Origin of the sequence: Parachlamydia sp. (genome assembly GCF_050255895.1) — a bacterium.
GTDB classification, from domain to species: Bacteria; Chlamydiota; Chlamydiia; order Chlamydiales; family Parachlamydiaceae; genus Parachlamydia; species Parachlamydia acanthamoebae.
Map to the genome: position 1 here is coordinate 74,761 of NZ_JBFWIR010000001.1, position 24,883 is coordinate 99,643.

The window sequence follows — 24,883 nt, forward strand, 5'->3', positions numbered from 1 at the left end:
GAAACTTATGGAAAACACACTGAATCCTTATTCAGGCAATCTATTTCTCGACTTTTTTTATACGCTGATTACTCGCCTATTTCTGTTCGCAACGGGGCAGCTTTCACTCAATCAACTGGCAAGTGATGAGATCCAAATGATCGTTCTGATCGAAATTTCAGCAGCTGCAGCGCTTATAGGGTGTTTTTTAGTCTTAAGAAAAATGACCATGCTCGCAAATTCTCTCTCTCACACCATTCTAATTGGAATTGTGGGAGCTTTTTTCCTCTCTCACACCTTCTTCAGTTCAGGAAAAATAGCGGAAGATATCTCCATCAATTTGCATGTGATGCTGCTTGCCGCATTTATTATGGGTATTGTGACCGTTTTTCTAACAGAATTTCTGACCAAAACACTCAAAATGCAAGAAGACGCAAGTACAGGAATTATTTTTACCACCCTATTCGCAGCGGGGATTATTTTGGTAACGGTTTTGACTCGTAATGCACACATCGGCACTGAAGTGGTGATGGGGAATGTGGATGCCTTGCACCTTGAAGACAGCTACTTAGCAGGGCTTATCCTCATCATTGATTTAATTGTTCTGTGGTTGTTTTTTAAAGAATTTAAAATCACGACTTTTGACCCTAACCTCTCACATGCCTTAGGTATTTCTCCGACCATCTTTAACTATTTGTTAATGACCTTGGTTTCGATTACCATTATTGGGGCATTTCGTGCAGTCGGTGTTTTAATGGTCCTTTCTTTCATTACAGGCCCCCCTTTAACAGCCAGACTTCTAACCGCGCGTTTAAAAGTCATGCTCGCATTGGCTGTCGGAATGGGAATTCTAGCCTCTTTGATTGGCGTGGCTGTTTCACGTCACGTCCTATCAGCATACGATATCGCCTTGTCAACAGGCGGGATTGTTGTGTGTATCACAGCGCTCTTCTTCATCTGCGCACTGTTTTACACAAACAGCCGAAGCTCACGGATTATAAGGGAACAGAATTAAGCTTTTAAAGCCTTCAGCACTTGCTTTAAAGCCCTTCGAGAGTACAAAAAGGATATATGCCCCATGCCTCGAAAATTGACGTGTGTCGCATTTCTATTTAGGCCTAAGGCCGAGTCATTGGGTTGAATAAATAAATCTCCCACCCCTGCAAAATGGTAAAACTGCGTTTTACTTGCTTCATTTTTTTGGTTTTGGTCAAGGACAAATGGAGATTGAAATAGCATTTGCTTTGTACATTTTCCTAATCGTAGAGCGACTCCAAGTGAGGCCACTTTTGTGCCGACTAAAGGGGTTCCAAGAGTCACAATTTTTTTCACACTCGCTGCCGGTGCCAAATCTGTCGCATAGTAAGATGCCACCAATCCACCCATCGAGTGACCCACGATGTTTAATTGATCCGTTCCTGATTCCTTGGCAATTTGCTCCGCCTTTTCTTTAACCCTTGCCCCGTATTCTTCAATCGAATGAAAGGGCGATCCAAAATTTAAGAAGTGGACAGAATAGCCTTTTCGCGCAAAATACCAACGATAAAAAATCCAAGCAGAACTTCTATCGGCAAATCCATGTAAGAACAAAATGGGAGTCTTTTCTTTAACAACTTTAGGGCGTTTATCTGAAAGAGAAAAAGGATAGGTAACAACGCGGAGAACAAATGCCCCTAGATCTTTCACAAAAGCGCGAATATAATCGACCAAAACACTTAATTTATCTTTCACAATTTGAAATGAAGAGAACTTCATAGAACTTTCTGGGAATCGATATGGGTTAATTGCTATCATAAAATACACCTCGATTGGGAATGAATTAACAAGTTACCTACATTAAAGTCAACTTTTATATATTGGCACTCCATACCCCAATCTGCTAAAAACAGCATCTTCCACTCTTGACATAAATCAATTTTATTCATACGCTTTATAACTTCAAGTGAGTAGGCCTTTTTGAAACCCTTCCACTTGCAATCTAGCTTGTAAAAGACAAGAAAACATTTTGTATAGAGGAGCAATGAATCATGGCAAATATTCAACCATTGGCAGATCGTGTTTTAGTCAAACGTACCAAAGCATCCACCTCAAAAGGAGGAATTTTACTTCCTGATTCAGCCCAAGAAAAACCCAAAGAAGGGATCGTTGTTGCTGTAGGGCCTGGTAAAATCAACGAAAACGGACGACATGAACCTGTTTCTCTCGAAGTAGGGGCACGTGTGCTGTTTAGCTCGTATGCAGGAACAGAAGTTAAAAGTCCTAAAGATGAAGAAACTTATCTCATTCTCAACGCAGATGACATCCTAGGCGTTTTTGCATAAATCGAGCCTTTACCATTCATTACAGGAGTTTGACTCATGTCAAAATTATTACAATTTAACGAAGAAGCCCTCAAATCCATTTCTAAAGGGCTCAAAACTTTAGCAAAAGCTGTCAAAGTGACACTTGGCCCAAAAGGACGCAACGTTGTCATTAACCGTGGCTTTGGTTCCCCGCTTTCAACAAAAGATGGTGTGACTGTTGCAAAAGAAGTTTCTTTAAAAGATAAATTCGAAAACATTGGAGCTCAACTTGTCAAAGAAGTTGCCTCCAAAACATCCGATATTGCAGGCGACGGCACAACAACTGCTATCGTGTTAGCCGAAGCAATTTATAGCGCAGGGCTGAAAAGTGTTACAGCTGGAGCTAATCCGATGAGCCTAAAAAAAGGGATCGAACGCGCTGTAGAGGTTCTCAACAAAGAACTAACCGCTTTAGCTTCCCCTGTAAATACTTCTCAAGAAATCCAACAAATTGCTTGCATTTCTGCTAACAATGATCCAGAAATTGGTGAAATCATTGCAAAAGCAATGGAAAAAGTTGGCAAAGATGGAATCATTACAGTTGCTGAAGCAAAAGGGATTGACACGACGTTAGATGTTGTGGAAGGGATGCAATTTGATAAAGGATATGTCTCCCCTTATTTCATCACAAACCCTGAAAATATGTCTGTTGAACTGCAAAACGCACTTGTTCTCGTGACAGATAAAAAATTATCATCCGCAAAAGATTTGATTCCCATCCTTGAAAAAACCATGGAAAAAGGCGCTCGCCCTATTTTGATTATCGCAGAAGATATCGATGGCGAAGCTCTAGCGACACTGGTTGTCAATAAACTCAAAGCAGGTCTACCTGTTTGTGCAGTAAAAGCTCCTGGATTTGGTGATCGTCGCAAAGCCTTGCTTCAAGACATTGCGATCTTAACGGGTGCTACAGTTGTTTCTGAGGAAGTTGGTTTGCAAATCGAGGAAGTAGATGTATCCGTCCTCGGTAGAGCCAAAACAATCAAAATCACGAAAGAAGAAACCACCATTATCGATGGAATGGGAGATGCCGGCTTAATCCAAGATCGCATTAATCAAATTAAAGCCGAAATTGCAAATCCTTCAACTTCCAATTATGACCGCGAAAAGCTCGAAGAGCGTTTGGCAAAAATGGTTGGTGGAGTTGCGATCATCAATATCGGTGCTGCGACAGAAACAGAGCTAAAAGAGAAAAAGGCACGCGTAGAAGATGCATTGCACGCAACACGTGCAGCTGTAGCTGAAGGGATCGTTCCTGGTGGAGGCGTTGCTCTCTTACGTGCAGTCAAATCTCTTGACAACCTCAAAGCTTCTGGTGATGAAGCCACCGGCATAGCCATTATTAAATCTGCAGCATTTGCACCAGCTACGGCAATTGCCAATAATTGCGGTAAGCAAGGCAACCTCATTGCAGAGAAAATCTTCGAAGCACAGGGAGCTCATGGCTACAATGGGTTGACAGATGAGTTCTGCGATCTCGTCCAAGCAGGCGTTATTGACCCGGTACGCGTTACAAAAAGCGCCTTGACAAATGCTGCCTCTATCGCAGCGCTCTTGTTGACAACCGCAGCCGTCATTACTGACAAACCAGAACCTAAATCCAAGCAACCAGACATGCACGCTATGGGCGGTATGGGTGGCATGGGTGGAATGGGAGGTATGGGAATGGGTGGCATGGGCGGTATGGGCATGATGTAACCCTCTTTTCGAATATTTCCAGAGGCATCAAAAGATGCCTCTTTTTTTTATCAAAAGGAATATATGTATGCCAACATATGACTATACATGCCAACAGTGCAGCCACAACTTTGAGGCTAGCCAAAAAATTACGGCGGAACCACTCGTCACCTGCCCTGCATGCTCGCAAGATACCCTGCGAAGAGGTCCCGGAGGAGGAAGCAGTCTAATGATCAGAGGAAAAGATTTTTACTATACCGACTACGGCCCTGGTAAACACACATCTTCTAAACAAGAAGGTGGCTGCTGTCCGTGCGGAAAAGATCAGTCAAGCTGTAATTCATAACCTTTAGTTTGCTGAAATGTAACATTTCAGCAAGCTTTCTTATTACCAGCATCTCGATAATTCAATCAAATCTTTTATAGATCCAAAACTAATTAATCTACATTAATTTACCTTGAATTGAGATTGACACTTTAAAATCAATTATTTATAATGTGTTTTATCAAATAAATAAAGGTTTTTATATGGATCTAAAAGTAGCTATCGTTGCCTCTGTTTTTGTTGTGACTCACCCCATCGTGGGAATTGCCGCTCAACCTATATTGGCAGTTAAAGCGACGGTGCACGCAATTTCTTTAAACTATCATTGGCGCCATACAAAAAATGCACAGGGTATCACTCTTAATCGACTGTATATGAACACAAGCACCAAATTTACCGTAGAAGATTTAACTCGTCTCAAACACGAACAGAAAAGACTTGATTCACGAGATAAACTTTTTCTCACGTTAGAATATATGCGATTACTCGCAAAATGCATTATCCCTGTGATTGGTTTGTTCTGGTTTGGTGCGTCACTAAATAATTGGTTCTCCGAATCTAAGGGGGAAGAAAAAAAATTTTGGGAAGAAAGAGAGTCTCTTTCTTCCCACATCAATCAATTAGAACGAGAATTAAAGGCACGGAATATCACTGTCCTGAGCTAATTTCCACCAATCAAAGGTTTCACCATGCCTGTTACTGCATGGCAATTTTTATTTACTGTTCCACTGGATGGATTCGTTGATTTGTGAGAGATTATATAACGTTGTTTTACAAAAATACCCCCGCCTTTAGCTTGCATGATCTGCCCCGCACCCCGCTAAACGCCACTAATCAGAGTTAAGGACTTTTATCACATCGGCTATGCCCAGGCAACTGTTGTTGCTCATCGTTAAAAGATCAATCAAAATGTAATTACTAATCTTTAGTTTACTGAAATTATGCATTCAGTAGACTTTTGCTACTAACAACACATCGACAATTTAATTAAATCTTTTATAGACACCAAAACTAATTAATCCTAAATAAAAATTGACATTTTAAAATTAATCATTTAAGATATAACTTTCATTATAAACAAGCAAAGGTTTTTATATGAGTATTAAAAGTACCGCCCGTACAGCTTTAAATCTCTCTCTTTTTACAGGTTTTGTTCTTACTCACCCTGTCGTCGGAGTTGTCGCTCAACCTATATTAGCGGTGAAAGCTACAGTGCATGCAATTTCTTTAAACTACCATTGGCGTCATACAAAAAATGCACAGGGCATTGCCCTTAACCGGAACGATACACCTTCGTATATGGACAGAACCACCAAATTTACTGCAGAAGATTTAACTCGTCTCAGGCACCAACAAAAAAGACTTGATTCGCGATATAAACTTTCCCACACGCTAAAAAATATGCGGGGATTAGCAAAATGTATTATCCCTGTGGGTGGTTTGCTTTGGTTCGCCTCATCAATTGATGATGATAATAAAAAATTCGATGGCAAACAAAAAACCTTACAGAATGAAAAAAACGCTCTAATGTATCATATCCATCAATTAGAACAAGAATTAAAATGTCGCAATGTTAGTGTTCTGACCTAATCCCAACTAATAAAGCTTTTGCCATGCAGTAACATGCATGGCAATTTTTTTATTGAAAAATCTCCCAGCGTTGTTTTTTATAAGCATAACCTTTGCTTTTAGCTCGTCTATTCGAGCCCTTCCATGTACATCTTTACATAGTCGCATATCTATCTAGCTGTACCTCTTATTTCCGATTATCCCGCTTTTTTCTCATCCATTGATTTTAAATTTGGCAAAAAAAGGACATAAGGCTTATATCATTTGCAATTGCATTTTAGCATTTCTCAAAAAGGATCCAGCATGAATATTACCGCCCTCTATAGTGAAGACTTGTATCAATCCTTAAGAAATTTACCTGAAACGATTTTGGATCACACTTTAAGTTTTTTACCCCCTAACGACAGGCTGCACCAACCAGGAAACCCGCTTCATTTTGAACTTGAAATGCGCAAAGCTTATCTAGCAGCAACAGATATGCAAAAAGCTTATCAAACAAATGATAACGACAACGAAAGAGTGCTTGTTCAGGTGAGAACAATTGTTCAAAATGCATTTACTCTTTTAAAAAAATACAAAGTCTTTATGAATCCATCAGATTCACTTCCTGAAGCTAGCATTATTTGGGCTCAATTTGTGCAGAAATTTGCCTTGCGTTTTGAAGTCACCATAAGGAGAGAAGTTCGTTTGGAGATTGCAAAAGCCGTGAGAGATGCCATTTTTGAACATGCCTGGCCGGAATTAAACACTTTGTTATGGTATACTTTGGTTCCCTTAAGAGAACCTGTCAAAGCGAATTTGAAAATCAAGTCTGATACACTAAAAATTAAACCTTATCAAAAATTCGATGCCTTAACAATTTCAAAGCCCTATATTAAAACCCTTTGGCGGGTCATTGATCCTAAAAAAGAGCTGGAAATCTTAAAGTCTATTATAACTAAGCGCAAAAGTTTTTTTGAAAGAAATATTTCTTTGATGGCTTTTAAGAATAGTGGTTTCGAAAAAAAATCGAGCTATCAGCAAGCCATCACATGTGATTGTTGTAGAAAAATTTCTAAAATAAATTTTGAGATTGTTTTTCCAAAACTCCTTCATTATCCCGCACAAACTCAGTCTCGTGATATTCATGCTGAAATTTTACCAAAATCAGTTCCTCCCGCAGAACTTCCAGAAGCTTTAGAAGATTTCCTGATTCAAACAGTTGGAATGAAACTTTCTGAGCAAAGATTAAAAAAACCGTGCAGAGCTTCTCCTGGTGATTCATCCAGTTTTGTATCCTTTTTAGATAAAAGCTTAAAAACAAGGATGACTCATATTGTTGTACAAATTCAAAAGGGGGAAAAAATCCCTGCGGGAGCCTGCGATATTCCAACTATTTTAAAAATGCTGGAAAACGCACAAACTCTTTTCAAAAACAAGAAACCCGATGAAATTTCTTTAAAATCAGAAATCTCACCTTCTCCTGCACACACTTGCATTCATTTGAAATTTAAATTACCCGATTATACATGGCAAAGAGTTTACCGAGATAATGCCTCATGGTTAAACCACCATTATCGTTTAGCAAGAATCGTTTCTTTGGCGATTCGCCTAGTTGACCTTGGTTATCATGTTAAGATGGAATAGGATTGCACAAGAAGAAATACGTTTCGCCAGCTCGGCTGGCGAATATGTCAATAGCATAAGCTATTGTCGCGACTGCTTTTCTTCTTTTCGAATTTCTTGATCTAGTCTCCCTAAATCATACCCTTCGAAATCGACAAATTTGAAAAAACGCTCAAATTGAGGGAATGCCTGGCTGACTTTTTTGGCCATTTCTTGCGCCACAAGGCGGTAACCTGAGTGACCGGCTGCAGCTGAACGCAATTCGCAAATCCATTGCAATGCACGCAAATTCACATGAAAGTACCAACGAATATTATAAGCCATTGGGACTACATATTGAGCTTCTTCCGGCAATTCTGTCGATATCGTATCATAGGCTTCTTTAGCTGTATGCAAGGCTTGCAGATACTGTTCTTCAAATTCGGTTCCCACAATCTCTTGTGGCACATAAAACCCATAATCACAGCTCAAGAACTGTCGTTCTTGTGTAAGCAGGCGATGCCGGTGTAAATCGCGATACACACCAAAGTCTGTCACCATTTCAAATGTGAAATCTGCATGCTCCAAAGCACGTGGCGACTTTTGGCGTCGATTTTCTCTTGCACTGCATCCCGCATCCAAAATACGCGCAATTTCCTCTTCTGGAAGACTACGGCAGTATTGTAAAAGATCATGGTATCCCTTATCAGAATGGGCAAACAATAAAGCAGCCGCCACTTTAACCACAGCATCCGGATCAGAAGACAACAGTTTGACGCCTTGATCCATCGAGCGTTCAGGGAAATTGGTATTTTGAGCAGTTACTACGGATAATTCTGCTTGCATTGCTTCATAATAACGCGCAAAACTTTGATGTGTATGGTGAGAGAGATCAGAACGACGAATAAAAGAAGGAATGACTTTGCCTAACTCATCGTATGCCCGTTTACCTAGATCCTGTAATTCTGCTAAATTGTTACAGTGCATTTTATGAATGAGTTGTTCGTAAAAACGTCCATTCCCAAAAATCCCCATATTCGTCAGTGTTCCCGCAGGCAATAATCCACGCAAACAATCCAACACCTTAGCACGCACTGCAGCAGCATAGGCAGATTTTGAAGTTGCCTGATCTTTGGGCATCTTCTCTTCTATCATTTCTGTAAGGGGAGGGATTAACTTGCTATAGGTCTCAAATAACATATTACAGGTATTGACATACAAATCTCGGTAAGCAGATGTCATTAAAATGGGCTCACGATAAAAGAGGTATTCCCCTTTCACCTTTTGATCAAAATACACATAACGGGTTGATTTTTCGAGAGGAGATCCTCCAATACGCGCATCTTCTACCAATTTAGCTGCAAGCATGGAAATATTTTCAATGGCTAGATGCGCTCCTCCTAGTTCACCAATGGAATCGTCACCGTACCCATCCAAAATGCGATCATAAAAATTTTGAGCTTTTCGGATAGCGACAGTTTGATCATTTTGCCCTTCAGAAGACTCACTTGACTCCCCTGCAATGGCTGAAAAAGCACTCTCGTCATTATTCGAGATAAATTCTTTAAGAAGAAGTGTGCGCAAGCCGAGTGTAGATCTTGAGTAACGTGAAAATAAAGCACCCTTAATCACTTCAGGCAGGTTTCGCAAAACAAAAACATGGCTGTGAGTGTTCGTTACATAACGCTCAAGAATTTTAAGCTGGCTTTCACTAAATTCTTCGTAATCGTCTAATAACATGGATGAGTCCTTCTTCAATTTTTTAAATTCTACAAATAAAGAGCAGTAGTAAGGTTGCCAGCTCTTTTTTTAGCACGCAAGCAAAAAAGTCATATTTGGCTTTGCGAACTTACCATCTCAAATAATTTCGATAGGCCGCATTCCAAGAATACGCCACTTTCGTTTTCTGGTCAAAATCATGCCGAACCTGAATGGCAATATACGGATAGGGGTGCCTATTATCAAAATTGCGCCCTTCCGTTTCCTTGAAAATTTTGATATAAATTTCTTTATTATAAATCGGCCTAGTCACCACATTCGTGTCATCTTTTTCATAAGCCTTGAATTCTGTGTACTCATTTTTATTCAAATACTTAGGCTCATTTTTATAGAAATCTTTTATCAAATCTATAATGACTTCAGGGCTATTTTCCATGCCTTGCACATAAAAAGCAACCTCCGCACCAATCATGTGTTTTGAATAGCGATTGTCTGGAGTTTGATCAGAATAAGCATGATGATCCGGACAACTATGCCCACATGTAATCACCACTTTGCTGTTTGTCTTCGCCTGAATATGATTCAATAGATCGATCAATACGGGATAAATAAATTCTTCACCTTCACGCAAAGGCAAACTATGCTTTCCCCCACAATCATAGAAACGCTTGGTTTCTTTTTCATTTTGCACAACATGTTCTGGATTTAGACCACTTCCTTTGCAGCGGAAAAATTCTTTGGTAATTTTTGGACATCCTCCAATCACATTTTTTTCCCACGGGTAGACTTGGGCCTGCGCAGCTTCTGGAGGATGAATAGTGAATAAATATTCATCGTGCACACGATAAAGATATTCCCCTTTTTGGTAGCCATGTTGGGAATCCAAAGGTTGATCAGGCGATGAGCACGAGCTTAGAATCCCAAGAACAAAGATGACAAGAAAATAAGAAAAAAAATGTTTCATATAAATTTCCCTTATACGCTTCCACCATAAGCAAGCGTTGAAAGTGTCGCAACCTTTTAATGAGGAAAACTCAGAACGCCTTCAGGAAAATTCACCTGATGCAAAAAAAGGCCATGCGGTGGGGCTGCTTTGCCAGCTTTTTTACGATCTTTCGCAGCAAAAATTGCAGGAATGTCTGTTATCGGTCGATAGCCAGTGGCAACTTCTATCAAAATCCCCACCATATTTCTAACCATTTTGTAGAGAAATCCATCGCCTTCAAATTCGAGGCGACAACCCTCATCTTCCATGATCACGTCCACTCTTTTAATCGTGCGCACAGCATTTTGTGGATGTTCTCGATGCGCCTCATTCGCAAATGAGGTAAAATCGTGCGTTCCCACAAAAAGTTGAGCCGCCACTTGCAGTTGCGATAAGTCTAATTTTTGTCGAATATGCCAAGCATAAAAGCGAGAAAAAGGACTTTGCACGCGAGAAAGAGTTAAATGATAATGATAAGCTTTACCACTCACACTATATTGCGCATGAAAATCAGGGGGCACTTGGCAAATATCTTTCACTCGAATATCCTTCGGCAAAAGTCCATTAATGGAAACTAAAAAGCGGCGTAAATCGATTTCTGCATTGGTAGAAAAATGAGCCACTTGCCCTCTGGCGTGCACACCCGCATCTGTTCGCCCCGAAGCCACCACCCGAACTGGCTGTCGCACAATTTTTCCGATTTCTTTTTCCACAATTTCTTGAATGGCCAAGGCGTTAGGTTGGATTTGCCAGCCGCTATAATGTGTTCCATCATAAGCCAGAGTTATTTTAAACTTATAAGACACGATCACCCACCTTTTTGGCAAGCCATTGCTCAGCAACCACCATGTCTTCTGGAGTCGTGATTTTTAAATTAGCGTAATCGCCCTCTACAAGTTTGACTGGCTTTTCCAAAAGCTCGATAATTGAGACATCATCTGTCACATCGATGCCCATTTGATGCACCTTGTCAAATCCTTGATAAAGCAAGTGGAAATCCACAGCCTGAGGTGTTTGAATTTCCCACAACAAAGAGCGATCTAACGTTTTATCGACAAAACCTGTGGCAGTACTTTGCTTGAGGGTAAACTTAATAGGCATGCCGACCGTAGCCGCTCCATGTTCACTCGCAGCGCTTAAAACACGCTTAATTAAGGCATGATCAATAAACGGCCTTGCCGCATCATGAATGCAAACAATTTGAGAAGCTTGTTTAATTGCTTGTAAACCACTCCAAACGGAATCTTGTCGACGCACTCCAGGCAAAGCAAAATGGACACGCGTATCCTGCGTATAATCGGCAAATAAAGCATGATAAGCGGGATCACACACGACGACAATTTCTCCAACTTCCGATAGCTCCATAAAACACTCTAAACTATAGAAAGCAACAGGCTTCTCAACTAGTGGCAAAAATTGTTTGGGCAAATTTTGACGCATCCGAGCACCGATTCCTCCCGCTAGAAGGATAACGCTGACTGTCATGATTTTTTCCTCAATGTTAAAAACAAAATTTCAGGCACTGAAAACCACCGAAATTTCATAATTGCCCCAACCCCTCGATTCACATACAACCATTTATCCCGTACCTTAAAAAACCCTTTTCGCAGAGACATGTTTTCCAGTTTGGTAAATTTCTTCCACATCCAAGGGAGATTAATTTGACATCCATGCGTGTGCCCTGACAAAATCACTTCTCCTGGATATGATTCAAGTAAGGCTGAGCTATCGGGATTATGGGCTAAAATAATTCCCGGATATTGCTTATCATAGTTTTTAAAAGCGATTTCAGGAAGACAGCGTCCTGCCATGTATTCACCCAAACCACAAATATTTAAAAAGCTATCCCCAATTTGAACTTGCTCGGTTTCGTTGTGTAAGGTTTTAAAAGATGTCTCTTGCAAAACCGTTAAAAGCTCAGGGTGCAGTTCCACTTTTTTTGCACGCTCAACAATTGTTCCTGTTACAGGGACATCATTGAGGAGCCGCTGAAAGCCTCGAATGAGGTTCGATTGAATGCTTTCAACAACGTCATAATCGCCTTCATGATTGATCGAAATGCATTTTTCATAATCATGATTTCCAAAAATTGCATAACAACCATAACATGCATTTAAGGAGTTAAAAAAATTTTTCATTCTTTGTTGATCGTCTAAAACAGACTTACAGAGAAAATCTCCAGTAAAAAAAAGGAGATCTGGATTGAGCTGATTGATCTTGCGAATGACTTTTTTTAAGAAAAAAGAGGAAACAGATTTATTTAGATGCAAATCACTAAACTGGACAATTTTTAATCCATCCAAAGCCAATGGTAAATGGGGAATAGCCACATCCACGTGGGAAACTTCCACTAAATTGGGCTCAATAAAACGCGGCCATATTCCTACAACAGAAAAAATGCACCAGGCATCCCATAACCATTGATGGAAATGTTTATTGGATTTTTTAATCGCTAAATTTTCCATATCTTTTAATAATTCCCAAAAAGAGAATAAGTATAGAAGATTAGGGAGTTAAAAAACAGAATTTGTTTTTAAGAAAAAGAGATAGGGAATTAAAAAAAGCAAGGTGCGAGAAAGCACCCTGCGAAATGAACATTAATGGCTCGCTGCAACTTCTGTTTCTTTCAAATGCTTCGCAATTTTGCTTGTCATTTTGAACATATCAATCGGCTGATTGGAACCTAAAACTTTAGCCAATTTCGCATCGGGGTTGATATTGCGTTTGTTTGTAGCATCTTGAAGCTTATGTTTTTTGATGTATTCCCATACTTTTTTTGTCACTTCTGTTCTAGCCATTGGGCCTTTTCCAATGAGCTCTTCCAAAGTTTCGCTAAGATTCACCGGCTTCATAAATGCTGAGTTTTTCTTTGGTTCTTTTTCTTTGGCCATTTTTTTCTCCTATAGGTTTCTTGTCATTCAACTTAATTTTGATAACCTGGCTTTCTTCATTCAAAGAGTAATCTCTGATTTTCTAGTTGAGCACAGTTCATTCTAGAGGTTTCTTTTAGCTTTGTTACTATTTTCTAGTCAAAACAATTTATTCTCTCGTACACAAGCACACACCTATCTCCTAGCCTGTTGGATCAATAATTTCCGGGACAAATCACTCTATAAACCCATAAGAATAAACTTGAAAAGATATCTTACAGAATGCAATTGCTTACTTGCGAAAAAGAGTGCAAACATGGCAACCTTGGGCAAATTTCAACATGGTCAAAGATGAGTATGATTGCTATTCCCCCTAATTTATCCCTTGAAAAACAAAAAGCTGAACTCGAACCTCTCATTGAATCTCTCAAAAAAACCCCTCCCATTGAGAAAAAGATCGAACTGATTACACACTTTAAACAGGTTGCACAGGAATTTGAAGCACTGATTCAACGCTATCCTTTTATTACAGAAGTTTCTAAACCCGAAATCTTATGTGTTAAATCTCTATTAGCTATTGGGCAAGGACACCTCTTTTTTCAAGAAGAAACGATTTTGGAAGATGACGCAGACAATTTTAATCTGCTGTTGGAACAATTGCTGCCCATTGAAAGTTTTTATCAAGAAATGGGAGGACTGATTGGTTATCATCACGCCGTGATTTCACTTATTCTTGAACAAAAAAATCCTCCAGCTAAACATCCAAATCGTTCCTATCATAACCCTGAAGGATATGATTTTTCCCACGAAAATGATGACACCTGGCAAGCCGTTAAATGGGGCATTGAAAATCTTTCCTCCCTCTCACTTATTTATCCTGTCGGAGGCGCCGGGGACCGCCTAAATTTAATGGATGAAACCACAGGAGAACCTTTACCCGCTGCACAACTCCTTTTTTGTGGAAGAACTCTTTTAGAAGGTTTGCTGCGCGACTTACAAGGGCAAGAATACCTTTATTATAAGCTTTACGGAAAGCAACTTGTCACGCCGGTTGCGATGATGACTTCTCATGAAAAAAATAACCATCAGCACATCTACCAAATTTGCGAACGCAATCTCTGGTTTAATCGCTCACGGGATAACGTATTTCTTTTCATTCAACCTCTTGTTCCCGTGATCACACAAGAAGGACATTGGTTATTAAAAGATCCTTTTTCTTTAAAATTGAAGCCCGGAGGGCATGGAGTGATTTGGAAACTGGCGAAAGATGCGGGTTTATTTGAGTGGTTGAAGGAGAAAAAAAGACCCCATGCATTAATCCGCCAGATCAACAACCCACTTGCTGGAACAGATGATACATTGCTCGGTTTCGTCGGTATTGGAAGTCATCAAAACAAAGTGTTTGGTTTTGCTTCCTGTCCACGCTATCTCAATACTGCCGAAGGGATGAATGTTGTGGTTGAGGACAAAATCAATGGCACATATCGGTACTGTACAACAAATATTGAGTATACCGAATTTAAAAAATGTGGCTTAAGTGATATCCCTTGTAAAGAAGGAAGCGTCTATTCCGCTTTCCCTGCAAATACCAATATTTTATTCGCAAATTTGCAACAAATTGAACAAATCATTGAGACACATCCCTTGCCGGGAAAACTCATCAATATGAAATCAAGCGTATCGGTGGAATGTGTAGAAGGAACAAAAGAAATCCCCGCCGGAAGACTCGAAACCACAATGCAGAATATTGCGGATGCAATTTTTGACAATTTCGATCATCGATTAGAGCCGAAAGACTATCACGTATTAAAAACTTATTTAACCTATCATGAAAGACTTAAGACTATCTCTGTCACCAAGCACAGCCTTTGTCCAAATGGTTCTCTGGCCGAAACCCCCGAAAAGTGCTTCTATGATCTGATGCAAAATATGCATGCTCTTTTAAGTCAGAAGTGTCATCTCGAAATGCCTGCTATGCCATCCGAAGAAGAATACCAAAAACAAGGACCTTCTTTTATCGCACTTTTTCATCCAGCCCTCGGTCCACTCCATTCCATTATTGCACAAAAAATCTCCCAAGGCAAAATGGCCCATCAAAGCGAACTTATCTTGGAAATTGCCGAAATTTTGCTTCACCATGTTGAGTTGAAAGGTAGTTTAAAAATCTATGCAGATCGGGCCTTAGGGTATCTCAACAAGGAAGACATCATTCATTACGGCGAACAAAGTGGAAAATGTCGATTGAAAAATGTCAAAATTCGAAACAAAGGAATTGATTTTTCTCAAAAGAATATGTTCTGGAAACAAGACATTCATCATTTGGAATCCATGCAAATCAAAATTCATGGAAATGGAGAGTTCATTGCGGAGAATGTGACATTTGAAGGCAATATTCAAATCGAAGTTCCGCATGGTCACCAAATGCGTGCCTCCCAAAAAGATAATCAAATAGTGTACGAAACTACACAGATTGAAAAACCTTCTTGGTATTGGTCTTATGCATGGAATTCCCATCATCGGATAAAGCTTACTCAAACTTTTTCATAAAATGACTGCGTAAAACATTTAAAAAAAGTTTATTAAAATTTTGGAGTGGTATATTCCTTAATTTTAAAAGGAGGCTGCGCAAATGTCTCGCAAGCAACTCTACTTTTTATTTTTATGTAGTGCATTTCTGGGAGTAACCCTTGGTGTATGGGCTTGGCATCATTTTCAGATAAAAAAAACTGTCAAAATAACTAAAAGGCAAACAACCGATTTGCCTGTTTCTGTAACCATTGCCGAATTACACCCTTTTCAAGATTTTATTGACGTCATCGGAACCGTTTATGCCAATGAATCAGTGCAGCTCTCAGCAAAAGTAACGGAGACTGTTACAAAAATTAATTTTACAGAAGGCCAGTATGTTGAAAAAGGAGAAGTGATTGTTGAGCTTAATTCTGAAGAGGAAAAGGCTATTTTTGAGGAAGCTGAAAAGCAATACACGCGTATTCAAAATCTCGCGCAAAGTGCTGCCGTTACTTTAACAAAACGAGATCAGCAATTGATGAATATGCAAATTGCGCAAGCTAAATTGAATAATCGTAAAATCATCGCGCCCTTTTCGGGAATTTTGGGCCTAAGAAAAGTCAGTGAAGGGACTTTAGTCACGCCTGGTACAGTAATTACTTCATTAGACGATATAAGCAAAATTAAATTTGAATTTTCAATCTCAGAAAAACGCGTGGGTTTGGTATCTGTCGGACAACCCATTCAGGCCTCTTCAATCGCTTATCCGAATGAAGCTTTCATTGGTACCATTTATGCGATGGACACGCGTGTAAACTCCCTGACGCGTGCTCTTGCGGCAAAAGCAATCATTCCCAACGAAAAATTTCTTTTAAAACCAGGGATGCTCTTACATGCCCGCATTTTTCTCCCCGCTGAAAATATACTCATACTTCCTGAGGAAGCCATTCTATCCAAAAAAGGAGATAAAGTGGTCTATGTGATCGATGCCGATGAGCTAGTCGAAAAACGTCCCGTTCAATTGGGAAGGCGTTTAGCAGGATCGGTCGAAATCACAGAGGGCCTCCAACCAGGCGAACGGGTGATTTTAGAGAGTCGTGTAGTGCTAGAATCTGGTCAAAAAGTGGCCATTATCGAAACAAAAACAATCGAATCTTCTCATCAGGAATTTCAACAATTTAAAAGTTAGGCCATATGAAGATTTCGGATGTTTCGATCAAAAGACCAATCTTTGCCCTTGTGTTTAGCTTGCTTCTTGTCTTATTTGGAACACTTTGTTTCTTTAAACTTCCATTACGTGAATATCCAGATGTCAATCCCCCCGTCGTCTCTATCCGCACTGGCTACACGGGTGCATCAGCCGATATTGTAGAAACTAAAATCACGCAGTTGATCGAGGGTGTAGTGAGTGGCATTGAAGGAGTCCATACCATCGAATCCGAGAGCCAGGATGGAGACTCTTCCATCACGATTGAGTTTAATATTAACCGCGATATTGACACAGCCGCCGCCGATGTCAGAGATCGTGTTTCACGCATCTTAAATGACCTTCCTCCCGAAGCGGATACCCCAGAAATCACCAAACTAGATTCGAACACACACGAGGTCATTTGGCTGCGCATTTCCAGCGATCGGTACAATGCCATGGAACTCACAGACTATGCCCATCGTTATCTCGTCGACCGTCTTGCGATTGTCGATGGGGTCGCGCGAGTGCGCATCACAGGAGAGCGGCGTTATGCCATGCGCATTTGGCTGGATCGAAAAGCCCTGGCTGCACGTGGATTAACGGTGGATGATATCGAACAGGCCTTGAAGCGGGAAAATATCGAACTCCCCGCAGGTCGCATTGAGTCTTATAAACGGGAATTCACCATTCGAACAAAACGACTTTATGAAACCGCGGATGATTTTAAAAATCTCGTGATCAAACGGGGAGACGGCGATTATCTCGTCAGACTTGGCGATATCGCCGAAATTGAGATTGGTCCAGAAGATAAACGCACGGAACTACGAGCTAATGGCCTTCCGGCCATTGGAATAGGTATCTCCAAACAATCCAAAGCCAATACGCTAGAAGTCACCCGAGGCGTACGCAAAGAATTACAGGCCATTCAAGCAATCCTTCCTAAAGATATTCACGTGGTCGTATCGTTTGATGGTTCGATATTTATTGAAGCGGCTATTTGGGAGGTCTATTTAACTTTAGCAATCACGCTTTTGTTGGTGATTGGAATCATTTTTATCTTTCTCGGAAGTTTTCGCGCAACAATCATCCCAGCCATTACCATTCCTATTTCACTAATCTCGGTATTCATTCTCCTTTACGTTCTTAACTATTCGATCAACTTACTGACCTTGTTGGCTTTAGTGCTCGCCATCGGTCTAGTGGTCGATGACGCCATCGTCGTACTAGAAAATATTTATAAAAAAATCGAAGCGGGAATGCCTCCTCTCGCAGCTGCTTTTATTGGAACACGCCAAGTCTCTTTTGCCGTTGTCGCCACAACGGTGGTTTTGATCGCCGTATTTATTCCGATCGCTTTTTTAGAAGGCCACATCGGGAAACTGTTCACAGAGTTTGCCCTGACATTAGCTGGATCAGTGGCTTTTTCCAGTATGGTCGCCCTCACGTTATGTCCGATGCTTTGCTCTAAAATTTTGAAGAAAGAATACTCCATTTCCTATTTGGGGAATCTGACAAGTGGATTCATCAATCGGACCCATGGCACCTATCAAAAAAGTTTGGTATGGGTGCTTAAACATCCGACATTCATCATTCTGACATCGGTTACTTCGCTCCCTCTTATTTATATACTCTTCACGACCCTTCCCGATGAATTTGAACCGCTCGAAGATAGAGGCTATTTTTATACACTTTTAAAAGCTCCAGAGGGCTCCAGTCTCGCATACATGAAAATGCATATGCGCAAAATCGAAAAAGATTTTATCTCCTTGGTCGACAACCATGAAGCCACGCAAACATTTCTCGTTGTGCCTAGTCGATATTCCAGCACAGGTTCTTTAAATACAGGTAGAGGGGTCGTTTTATTGGAACCATGGGAGCAACGCACACGTTCCTCTAAAATGATCGTAGATGACATGACAGAACGGTTTAACCAATATGCGGGCATGCAAGTTATTCCTATTATGCCTAAAGGGCTTGCTCTAAGAAGAGGTGGACAACCTATCCAACTTGTCTTACAAGGTAGCTCTTATGACGAGTTGGCCAAATGGCGCGACATTTTTATCGATAAAATCAAAACCCATCCGGGAGTTATCAATTTAGATCACGATTACAAAGAAACCAAGCCACAATACTTGGTTGAAATCGATCGAGATCGCGCGGCTAGCTTAGGGATTTCAAGTGAGATGGTGGGAAAGACCTTAGAAACGATGTTAGGTTCACGTAAAGTCACCACATTCCTTGATCGAGGCGAAGAATATGCCGTCATTCTTCAGGGCAAGGAAGATCATCGCCGCACAACAGGTGATTTAACAGGGATCTATGTACGCTCTTCCCACGCACCCGAATTAGTGTCTTTATTTAACCTTGTACGGATGAAAGAAATATCGGATGCCGCCTCTTTGAACCGCTTTAATCGGTTGAGAGCAATTACAATTAGCGGAAGCTTGGCTCCTGGATTTTCCTTAGGGCCTGTCTTAAGTGATCTTGAAAAAATAGCACTTGAGACACTCCCTTCTACGATCCGAATGGACTACAAAGGGGAATCGCGCATGTATAAAGAAACGAGTGCCTCATTTCTTTTTGCCATTGCCTTAGCCTTAATTATCGTCTATCTAGTCTTGGCCGCTCAATTTGAAAGTTTTATTCATCCTTTTATTATTTTGACAATTGTCCCTTTAGCTATCTTAGGCGGTCTCTGGGGAATTTATATGTGGGGCATCACCATCAATATCTACAGCCAAATTGGAATGATTATGCTCATTGGTCTTTCGGCCAAAAACTCGATCTTAATTGTAGAATTTGCCAATCAGCTGCGCGATGAGGGAAAAGATATTTTGAGCGCTTTAAAAGAAGCCTCTCTTTCCCGATTTCGTCCGATCTTGATGACGGCGCTGTCGACAGCAATTGGAGCTCTGCCCCTCGTCATTGCCACCGGAGCAGGAGCTGAAAGTCGCATTAGCATTGGAGTGGTTGTTTTTGTGGGTGTCTTTTTTTCCACATTCTTAACCCTCTACATCGTCCCCGCCTTTTATGTCTGGATGGCTCACCATACAAGCTCACCAGAAACAACTGCCAAAGAATTAAATCGGCAGCTTCAGACAATCGAAAACGAGCCACATCATGCGTAAATTGTTAAAAATACTTCCATTTCTTCTTCTCATAAAAACTTCAGTGTTCGCCCTCACCCTTACGGAAGCTTTAGAACATTTTGTGGCGACCTATCCAGGGATTCAGGCGCAATATCAAAACGTACGCGCAGCGGAAAATCGGATCGATGTGGCTCGTTCAGGCTATCGTCCGACGGTTTATTCCTATGGAGAAATTGGTGTGGCTCGCTATACGCGTTCTTCTGATCGCTCTGTCTTTAGAACGCCAAAGGCAATCGGAATTTCAGCCAGCCAGCCCTTGTATAGGGGAGGGCGCACCATAGCTGCCATAAAAGGCTCAAAATATGCGTATCTCGCACAAGAATTAAGCTATGAAGAGGAAATGGAGCAACAGCTTCTTGAAACGGCGACTTTGTACATCGATGTGCTACGTGAGCAAGAAATTTTAAAGGCGAATCTCAATAACGAAGAGTATTTGAAAAAAGAGCTGCAAGTGGTCACCGATCGGTTTAAGTTGGGCGATGTGACAAGAACTGACTTGGCACAAGCAAAGTCTCGCTTTGCAGGGGCCCAAGCGCAAGTGATTCAATCGCGTGGCAATTTAACAAGCATCAAAGCAGAGCTTGAGCGACTGATTAGCCAAAAAGTTTCTACTTTAGAATTCCCTGAATTTACCCCAAACCTGCCTAAAAATGTGGAAGCATTTTGTGAGAAAGCCCTAGCTCAAAATAAAGAATTAGCAGCACAATTGGCCAGATATCATGCGGCCATCCAAGTCTATCGAGAAATCAAAGGAGAGCAGTATCCAGAGCTAGATTTAGATAGCTGGATTCAGCACAATCGCGATCAGGCAATTCCGCATGAATATACGAATGAAATTGTGGCCGAACTCAGCTTCACAATGCCCCTTTACCAGGCAGGCAGAGTCAAAGCAAGGATGCGAGAAGCGGCGGCCTTAGCTCAAAAAGAATGGTTAATTTATTTAGAAATCGAAAAATTCATTCGCCAATACTGCGTTCAAGCTTGGGAAAACCTGGAAACATCCAAGTTCCAAATCACCGCCTATAAAACGCAGTTAGAAACAGCAGAAGTGGCATTAAAAGGGGTACAGGAGGAAGAATCAGCAGGCATGCGCACCATACTCGATATTCTTAACGCGGAGTTTGAAGTCCTCTACGCCAAAGTCAATCTCATCGATGCGCGCCGCGATCAATTTGTTGCTGAATTGGAAATCTTGCATCTCCTCAGCAACCTATTTACTCAATTTTTAGCCTAGCTCGGAATGGCTCGACAAATCTTTTCCACATCTTGAATAAATGGATAATGCTTAGCAATAAATCCTTTTACGCTTGTTTGATCTTTTTTTAACACCGTTTTTGACCGCAGCTCTTCAAGCAATGCTAGATAGCGTGGAGCTAGCTGAGGATCTTTCTTCAAATTAGCAAGCATCTCATTTTTTATGGTTCTTAAATCCCCATTGCTAATCTTTTGCGGAGCATCTAAATCAAAATTGACCGTCATTTTCTTTAAACCAAGATCGAGCGTTAAATAGCCAGCGTTACCTGATGGTTGCTTAAATAGCCATCCTTTAGGATTTTCACTAAAATAATACGATAATGCGCTCTTATTCTGCACAATGCCTAAGGCTTGAATTTGATTTGAATCTCTAATAAATCCTTCACAATGTCTCTTTAGTGGTCTAAAGAAAAGCCCCTCATTTCCAATCACTTTTTGTGCTACCCCATCTCTATCAGTTTGCAAAGCTTCTAGCTTGTGAAGGATCGTTAAATAGTTCGTTGCATAATGAGGATGTGTTTTTAACTTTTCATACATGAGCTGCACGAGTTGTTGTTGATCTGATTTTTCAAGTGGATTCTCATGATTTAAATTGACAGTGAATGTAGCAATCTGATCATCACCCAAATCAATTCGCACAGTTCCCATCGTTTTTGAACTTTCTTTTTTCACGTAACGATTGAAAAAACCAGTCGACACGTTATTTAAAGTAAAAGACACATCAAAATTGGACACAGGAATCTTATAAGGGTCATTTGTTAGAGGTGTTTTGAAAACATAATCCCCTACTTTATGTGCGATATATTCTTTATTATTAAAGACAGCAGCAGCCACAACCGATATAGCGGCACCAGGAATAACTCCAAATCCTGCGGCTAATCCCCCTGCAACAAGCAAAGCACCAGTTGAATACCCATGCCATTGTTTTTGAGCTTTTTGATTCGTTTGAGCCATTTCTGTTAGAATTTGACTGCTATCCTCAAAATTGGCACGCGCCTCTTCAATATGGCCTTTCATCACCCTGATTTCTTCCAAGGATTCTGCATTCTTTTGCGAAAGTGTCTGCGCGCGATTCTCTATAGCAACAAATTTTTCACTCGCTCTTTCTTTTAATTTCCCAAATTCGAAAGCAGCCTGCGTCATGACAGAAGATGCTTGATCTGAAAGTTGAATGCCTTGTTCTAATGTTTGACGGGCTTCATCCATGCTCACTTTGCCCTTGGAGCACGCGACATCAATCTCTTCAGCCAGCTGCTTAAAACGGATCAGTTGGTCTGCAGACGTGTGTTGCTTGCTTTGCAGTAAATGAGATAATTCTTTAAATTTAGTGACAGCGATCCCAAAATGCTCCGATGAAGCGTCCATTTTTACTTTACTTGTCTCGTAGTGAGCTCTAGCCGAAACAAAAAGTTTGTTTGCTTGTTGGTAAAGACCTGTCGCCCCTTTTTGACGCTCTTGAATTTCCTCATTTCCATCCATCGCCATTTCTTGGATAGCCTTAAGCGAATCGCCCACTTCTGTCGCTAGTTTTTCGACAGATCCTAAGGTCTTGTCCATTTGATAGAGAACACCAGATTGTGCTTCTCCGATCGTTTTCAATACATCGATATTGGCTTCTGTGTCTCCCAATAATTTGAAAAGCGTTTCTTCAGAAAGCGGATTGCGAATATCTTGGATAATGTCATAGCAACGTTTTGCACCTGCAATTGTTAGGCCTGCACCAGTCAGAAAAGATAATGCTTCTCCCGAAGAAAAACCCGACATCATGAGAGACAATCCCTGAAATACAGATGAACCTGAAACCAATGCATCTGTTCCATGTTTGCGCGTAAGATGCACAGCTTCGGAAACGAGTAAAGCAACCGCAAGAAGTTTTTTCGAAGATTCACAAGCTGTTCCTCCAATCGAGCTTAAATAGCTCAATTGCTGCGGCATCACTTCTTTTTTAGGTTCAGCAGGAATGTCCACCGGAAGGCTTACAGGGGCGCGCTCTTCAGCTAGTCGTCCTTTTTGTTCTTCCGTGATTCCTTTGTCTGCAATCAGATGAGCACAAAATCGATGAATTCTTCCAAAATAGGGAGAGTCTTTTTCAACAATTCCTATGATCTTGCCTTGTGTACCGCGGTCGAATTCAAACGTTTCCAGAGTATTCAAAATTTTGGTTACAGAAGAAGCTAGTGCAAATTCCGGATTTTCAATCAGAATGCGAGACATTTTTTCTTGTAGAGCACACAAGTCTAATTTACTAATGGGATCTTTTTGACGAAAATCAAAACGTAAATTCACACTTTCATTTCCCAAATTGACCCGAATTGTCCCTGTCGTTTGAGATTTGACACGTCTAACATATCGATTAAAATGACCACAAGAAACTCGATCAAAAGAAACCGCGACTCCGTAAGGCTCTACAGCAATTGTCTCCGGATCATCAGGATTCGGAATACTAAAAGCCCAATCCCCAACCTTTCTAGCAATCATTTCCTTGTTTTTGAAAGCCTGGGCTCCCACAACCGTTCCCACGATGGCTGGTAAAATTCCAAATCCTGTCATCGCTCCTGCTAAGACGCCTCCAGCTATAACAGCACCTCTTGTATATCCACGATCAATTTGGGCGGCTTTTTCATTGTCTTTTTGCATCTCTTCAAGAATTCTGCGGCTGTCTTCATGGCACGCCTTTAGATCGTCGAGCAAAAGCTTCATTTGGCTAATCTCTTGCTGCGATTCTTCATTTTTTTTGCTCAACTCATCTGCCAAAGATTCTAAGGCCACAAATTCCGCGCTAGAGCCTTCCGTAAGCTGTCCAAAAACACAAGCGGCTTTAGACATAAACAAAGAGGCGTTGTCAAATTCTTGGATTCCTTTGTCTAATTGTCCTTGGGCTTGATCCATGTAGTCTTTAGCCTGTTCACACTCTTGTTCAATGCTCTTAGCAAGTTGTTCAAGTTGATTGACACGTTCAATCAATGAACCTGTTTGACTTTCTACAAGCTGTTTAATATGTTCGAATTTAAGCTGAACAGACTCAAAACAGGCTGCAGATTGTTGGGTAAGAGTTTGGCTGTCGAGAAAATGACAGCGAGCATTTGCATATAACGTTTTGGATGCTTCATAAGATTTCAGAGCTTCTGTTTGATGCATTTGTAAATCTTCCCGTCCATGCAAAGAAGCAGCTTGAACTTGACGAACAAATGCATCAATTTCATTCGCTTTATTTTCGACAGATAGTAAGCTTTGCTCGAGCTGCGCGAGAGTCCCTTCACTCATCTTTCCATACATTTCTAAAGCGCCAATGCCGGCCTGTACGTCCCTTAAAAGTTCTCCAAGTTCGCTTTGTGTACGCGTCGATTTAATATCGCTAAAAATATGATAGGCCCTTGTTGCCCCAGCCAGAAATAAACCTGTATTGGCTGCTAAAGAGAGCAAATTTCCAGAAGTCGCGACTTTCGAAATCGCGAGAAGAGCAGTACCAATAGTTGCTGTAGAGCAAATGGCGTCCGTTCCGTGTTCTCCAGCGATTTTTTTCAGAGCGGAAGTTGCTTGTAAAAGATGTTGTGTGCGTGCACGAATTGTTTCTGAAAAAGATCGATTGGTTCCAGATAAATTTCTTTGATTGAGCTCGTTCATTGTTAATTCCTAGTCAGGAGTATATGATTTTTTGGTGAGATTTTATCTAGAACAACGAATTGCTGCAATTGATTTAATAGGCAAAATTATGATCATCCTCGTAAACCTA

General features: G+C 40.8%; 19 protein-coding genes. 11 read left to right on the forward strand and 8 right to left on the reverse strand.

The annotated features are described in order from the left end of the window. The first annotated feature begins 7 nt into the window (after positions 1-7). The gene (locus tag AB7E63_RS00275) at positions 8-994 is read left to right on the forward strand and encodes a metal ABC transporter permease (protein WP_006340600.1); all 987 of its coding nucleotides are present in this window, start codon (positions 8-10) and stop codon (positions 992-994) included. Here the strand turns inward: AB7E63_RS00275 and AB7E63_RS00280 are convergent. After that, positions 991-1,773 (reverse strand): esterase/lipase family protein, encoded by a 783-nt coding sequence (locus AB7E63_RS00280; protein ID WP_036745971.1) that lies wholly within the window; start codon positions 1,771-1,773, stop codon positions 991-993. The genes AB7E63_RS00275 and AB7E63_RS00280 overlap by 4 nt on opposite strands. Positions 1,774-2,006: 233 nt before the next feature. On the opposite strand from AB7E63_RS00280, the gene AB7E63_RS00285 reads away from it, so the two are divergent. The 6 genes from AB7E63_RS00285 (at position 2,007) to AB7E63_RS00310 (ending at position 7,518) form a co-directional block, all read left to right on the forward strand. Next, a complete protein-coding gene (locus AB7E63_RS00285; RefSeq protein WP_006340602.1) occupies positions 2,007-2,300 on the forward strand; it encodes a GroES family chaperonin in 294 nt (97 codons plus the stop codon). A gap of 36 nt (positions 2,301-2,336) precedes the next feature. After that, positions 2,337-4,019 (forward strand): chaperonin GroEL, encoded by a 1,683-nt coding sequence (groL, locus tag AB7E63_RS00290; protein ID WP_006340603.1) that lies wholly within the window; start codon positions 2,337-2,339, stop codon positions 4,017-4,019. Between the two features lie 67 nt (positions 4,020-4,086). Continuing rightward, complete coding sequence (locus AB7E63_RS00295; RefSeq protein WP_013924204.1) at positions 4,087-4,344, forward strand: FmdB family zinc ribbon protein; 258 nt, start codon at positions 4,087-4,089, stop codon at positions 4,342-4,344. 182 nt (positions 4,345-4,526) lie between these two features. After that, positions 4,527-4,988 carry a hypothetical protein gene (locus AB7E63_RS00300; RefSeq protein ID WP_036745973.1) on the forward strand — a complete coding sequence of 154 codons (462 nt, stop codon included), beginning with the start codon at positions 4,527-4,529 and terminating at the stop codon, positions 4,986-4,988. A gap of 430 nt (positions 4,989-5,418) precedes the next feature. Beyond that, positions 5,419-5,913 carry a hypothetical protein gene (locus AB7E63_RS00305; protein ID WP_006340606.1) on the forward strand — a complete coding sequence of 165 codons (495 nt, stop codon included), beginning with the start codon at positions 5,419-5,421 and terminating at the stop codon, positions 5,911-5,913. A gap of 282 nt (positions 5,914-6,195) precedes the next feature. After that, positions 6,196-7,518: a hypothetical protein gene (locus AB7E63_RS00310; protein WP_050784549.1), complete on the forward strand. Its 1,323-nt coding sequence runs from the start codon at positions 6,196-6,198 to the stop codon at positions 7,516-7,518. Between the two features lie 60 nt (positions 7,519-7,578). On the opposite strand, the gene AB7E63_RS00315 is transcribed toward AB7E63_RS00310, so the two are convergent. The 6 genes from AB7E63_RS00315 to AB7E63_RS00340 form a co-directional block, all read right to left on the reverse strand. Continuing rightward, positions 7,579-9,216, reverse strand: a complete 1,638-nt coding sequence (locus AB7E63_RS00315; RefSeq protein ID WP_006340608.1) for an FAD-dependent thymidylate synthase — start codon at positions 9,214-9,216, stop codon at positions 7,579-7,581. Positions 9,217-9,325: 109 nt separating this feature from the next. Next, positions 9,326-10,159, reverse strand: a complete 834-nt coding sequence (locus tag AB7E63_RS00320) for a hypothetical protein (protein ID WP_006340609.1) — start codon at positions 10,157-10,159, stop codon at positions 9,326-9,328. 56 nt (positions 10,160-10,215) lie between these two features. After that, positions 10,216-10,986: a tRNA pseudouridine(38-40) synthase TruA gene (gene truA, locus AB7E63_RS00325; protein WP_036745976.1), complete on the reverse strand. Its 771-nt coding sequence runs from the start codon at positions 10,984-10,986 to the stop codon at positions 10,216-10,218. Continuing rightward, complete coding sequence (gene ispD, locus AB7E63_RS00330) at positions 10,976-11,665, reverse strand: 2-C-methyl-D-erythritol 4-phosphate cytidylyltransferase (RefSeq protein WP_006340611.1); 690 nt, start codon at positions 11,663-11,665, stop codon at positions 10,976-10,978. The genes truA and ispD overlap by 11 nt, the downstream gene beginning before the upstream one ends. Continuing rightward, entirely contained in the window at positions 11,662-12,645 is a 984-nt protein-coding gene (gene lpxG, locus AB7E63_RS00335; RefSeq protein WP_006340612.1) for a UDP-2,3-diacylglucosamine diphosphatase LpxG, read from the reverse strand. Before lpxG ends, ispD begins: the two co-directional genes overlap by 4 nt. A 132-nt stretch (positions 12,646-12,777) precedes the next feature. Beyond that, complete coding sequence (locus tag AB7E63_RS00340; RefSeq protein WP_006340613.1) at positions 12,778-13,071, reverse strand: SWIB/MDM2 domain-containing protein; 294 nt, start codon at positions 13,069-13,071, stop codon at positions 12,778-12,780. 336 nt (positions 13,072-13,407) lie between these two features. Here AB7E63_RS00340 and AB7E63_RS00345 point away from each other — a divergent pair, with 336 nt between their 5' ends. The 4 genes from AB7E63_RS00345 to AB7E63_RS00360 all read left to right on the forward strand — a co-directional run bounded on the left by AB7E63_RS00345 (position 13,408) and on the right by AB7E63_RS00360 (position 21,130). Continuing rightward, positions 13,408-15,597: a UTP--glucose-1-phosphate uridylyltransferase gene (locus AB7E63_RS00345; protein WP_241208972.1), complete on the forward strand. Its 2,190-nt coding sequence runs from the start codon at positions 13,408-13,410 to the stop codon at positions 15,595-15,597. An 82-nt stretch (positions 15,598-15,679) separates the two neighbouring features. Beyond that, positions 15,680-16,747, forward strand: a complete 1,068-nt coding sequence (locus AB7E63_RS00350; RefSeq protein ID WP_006340615.1) for an efflux RND transporter periplasmic adaptor subunit — start codon at positions 15,680-15,682, stop codon at positions 16,745-16,747. 5 nt (positions 16,748-16,752) lie between these two features. Then, the gene (locus tag AB7E63_RS00355; RefSeq protein WP_006340616.1) at positions 16,753-19,875 is read left to right on the forward strand and encodes an efflux RND transporter permease subunit; all 3,123 of its coding nucleotides are present in this window, start codon (positions 16,753-16,755) and stop codon (positions 19,873-19,875) included. Continuing rightward, positions 19,868-21,130, forward strand: coding sequence for a TolC family outer membrane protein (locus tag AB7E63_RS00360; protein ID WP_036745978.1), 1,263 nt, complete (start codon positions 19,868-19,870; stop codon positions 21,128-21,130). Before AB7E63_RS00355 ends, AB7E63_RS00360 begins: the two co-directional genes overlap by 8 nt. Here AB7E63_RS00360 and AB7E63_RS00365 read toward each other — a convergent pair. Next, complete coding sequence (locus tag AB7E63_RS00365; protein WP_006340618.1) at positions 21,127-24,774, reverse strand: hypothetical protein; 3,648 nt, start codon at positions 24,772-24,774, stop codon at positions 21,127-21,129. The two genes, AB7E63_RS00360 and AB7E63_RS00365, sit on opposite strands and share 4 nt — an antisense overlap. Positions 24,775-24,883 lie beyond the last annotated feature (109 nt).

Coding starts and splice junctions, on each gene's coding strand:
- AB7E63_RS00355 (WP_006340616.1), top strand. CDS start 16,753: ATGAAGATTTCGGATGTTTCGATCAAAAGACCAATCTTTGCCCTTGTG.
- AB7E63_RS00310 (WP_050784549.1), top strand. CDS start 6,196: ATGAATATTACCGCCCTCTATAGTGAAGACTTGTATCAATCCTTAAGA.
- groL (WP_006340603.1), top strand. CDS start 2,337: ATGTCAAAATTATTACAATTTAACGAAGAAGCCCTCAAATCCATTTCT.
- AB7E63_RS00300 (WP_036745973.1), top strand. CDS start 4,527: ATGGATCTAAAAGTAGCTATCGTTGCCTCTGTTTTTGTTGTGACTCAC.
- AB7E63_RS00360 (WP_036745978.1), top strand. CDS start 19,868: ATGCGTAAATTGTTAAAAATACTTCCATTTCTTCTTCTCATAAAAACT.
- AB7E63_RS00275 (WP_006340600.1), top strand. CDS start 8: ATGGAAAACACACTGAATCCTTATTCAGGCAATCTATTTCTCGACTTT.
- ispD (WP_006340611.1), bottom strand. CDS start 11,665: ATGACAGTCAGCGTTATCCTTCTAGCGGGAGGAATCGGTGCTCGGATG.
- AB7E63_RS00340 (WP_006340613.1), bottom strand. CDS start 13,071: ATGGCCAAAGAAAAAGAACCAAAGAAAAACTCAGCATTTATGAAGCCG.
- AB7E63_RS00295 (WP_013924204.1), top strand. CDS start 4,087: ATGCCAACATATGACTATACATGCCAACAGTGCAGCCACAACTTTGAG.
- AB7E63_RS00345 (WP_241208972.1), top strand. CDS start 13,408: ATGATTGCTATTCCCCCTAATTTATCCCTTGAAAAACAAAAAGCTGAA.
- lpxG (WP_006340612.1), bottom strand. CDS start 12,645: ATGGAAAATTTAGCGATTAAAAAATCCAATAAACATTTCCATCAATGG.
- AB7E63_RS00315 (WP_006340608.1), bottom strand. CDS start 9,216: ATGTTATTAGACGATTACGAAGAATTTAGTGAAAGCCAGCTTAAAATT.
- AB7E63_RS00320 (WP_006340609.1), bottom strand. CDS start 10,159: ATGAAACATTTTTTTTCTTATTTTCTTGTCATCTTTGTTCTTGGGATT.
- AB7E63_RS00280 (WP_036745971.1), bottom strand. CDS start 1,773: ATGATAGCAATTAACCCATATCGATTCCCAGAAAGTTCTATGAAGTTC.
- AB7E63_RS00305 (WP_006340606.1), top strand. CDS start 5,419: ATGAGTATTAAAAGTACCGCCCGTACAGCTTTAAATCTCTCTCTTTTT.
- AB7E63_RS00365 (WP_006340618.1), bottom strand. CDS start 24,774: ATGAACGAGCTCAATCAAAGAAATTTATCTGGAACCAATCGATCTTTT.
- AB7E63_RS00285 (WP_006340602.1), top strand. CDS start 2,007: ATGGCAAATATTCAACCATTGGCAGATCGTGTTTTAGTCAAACGTACC.
- AB7E63_RS00350 (WP_006340615.1), top strand. CDS start 15,680: ATGTCTCGCAAGCAACTCTACTTTTTATTTTTATGTAGTGCATTTCTG.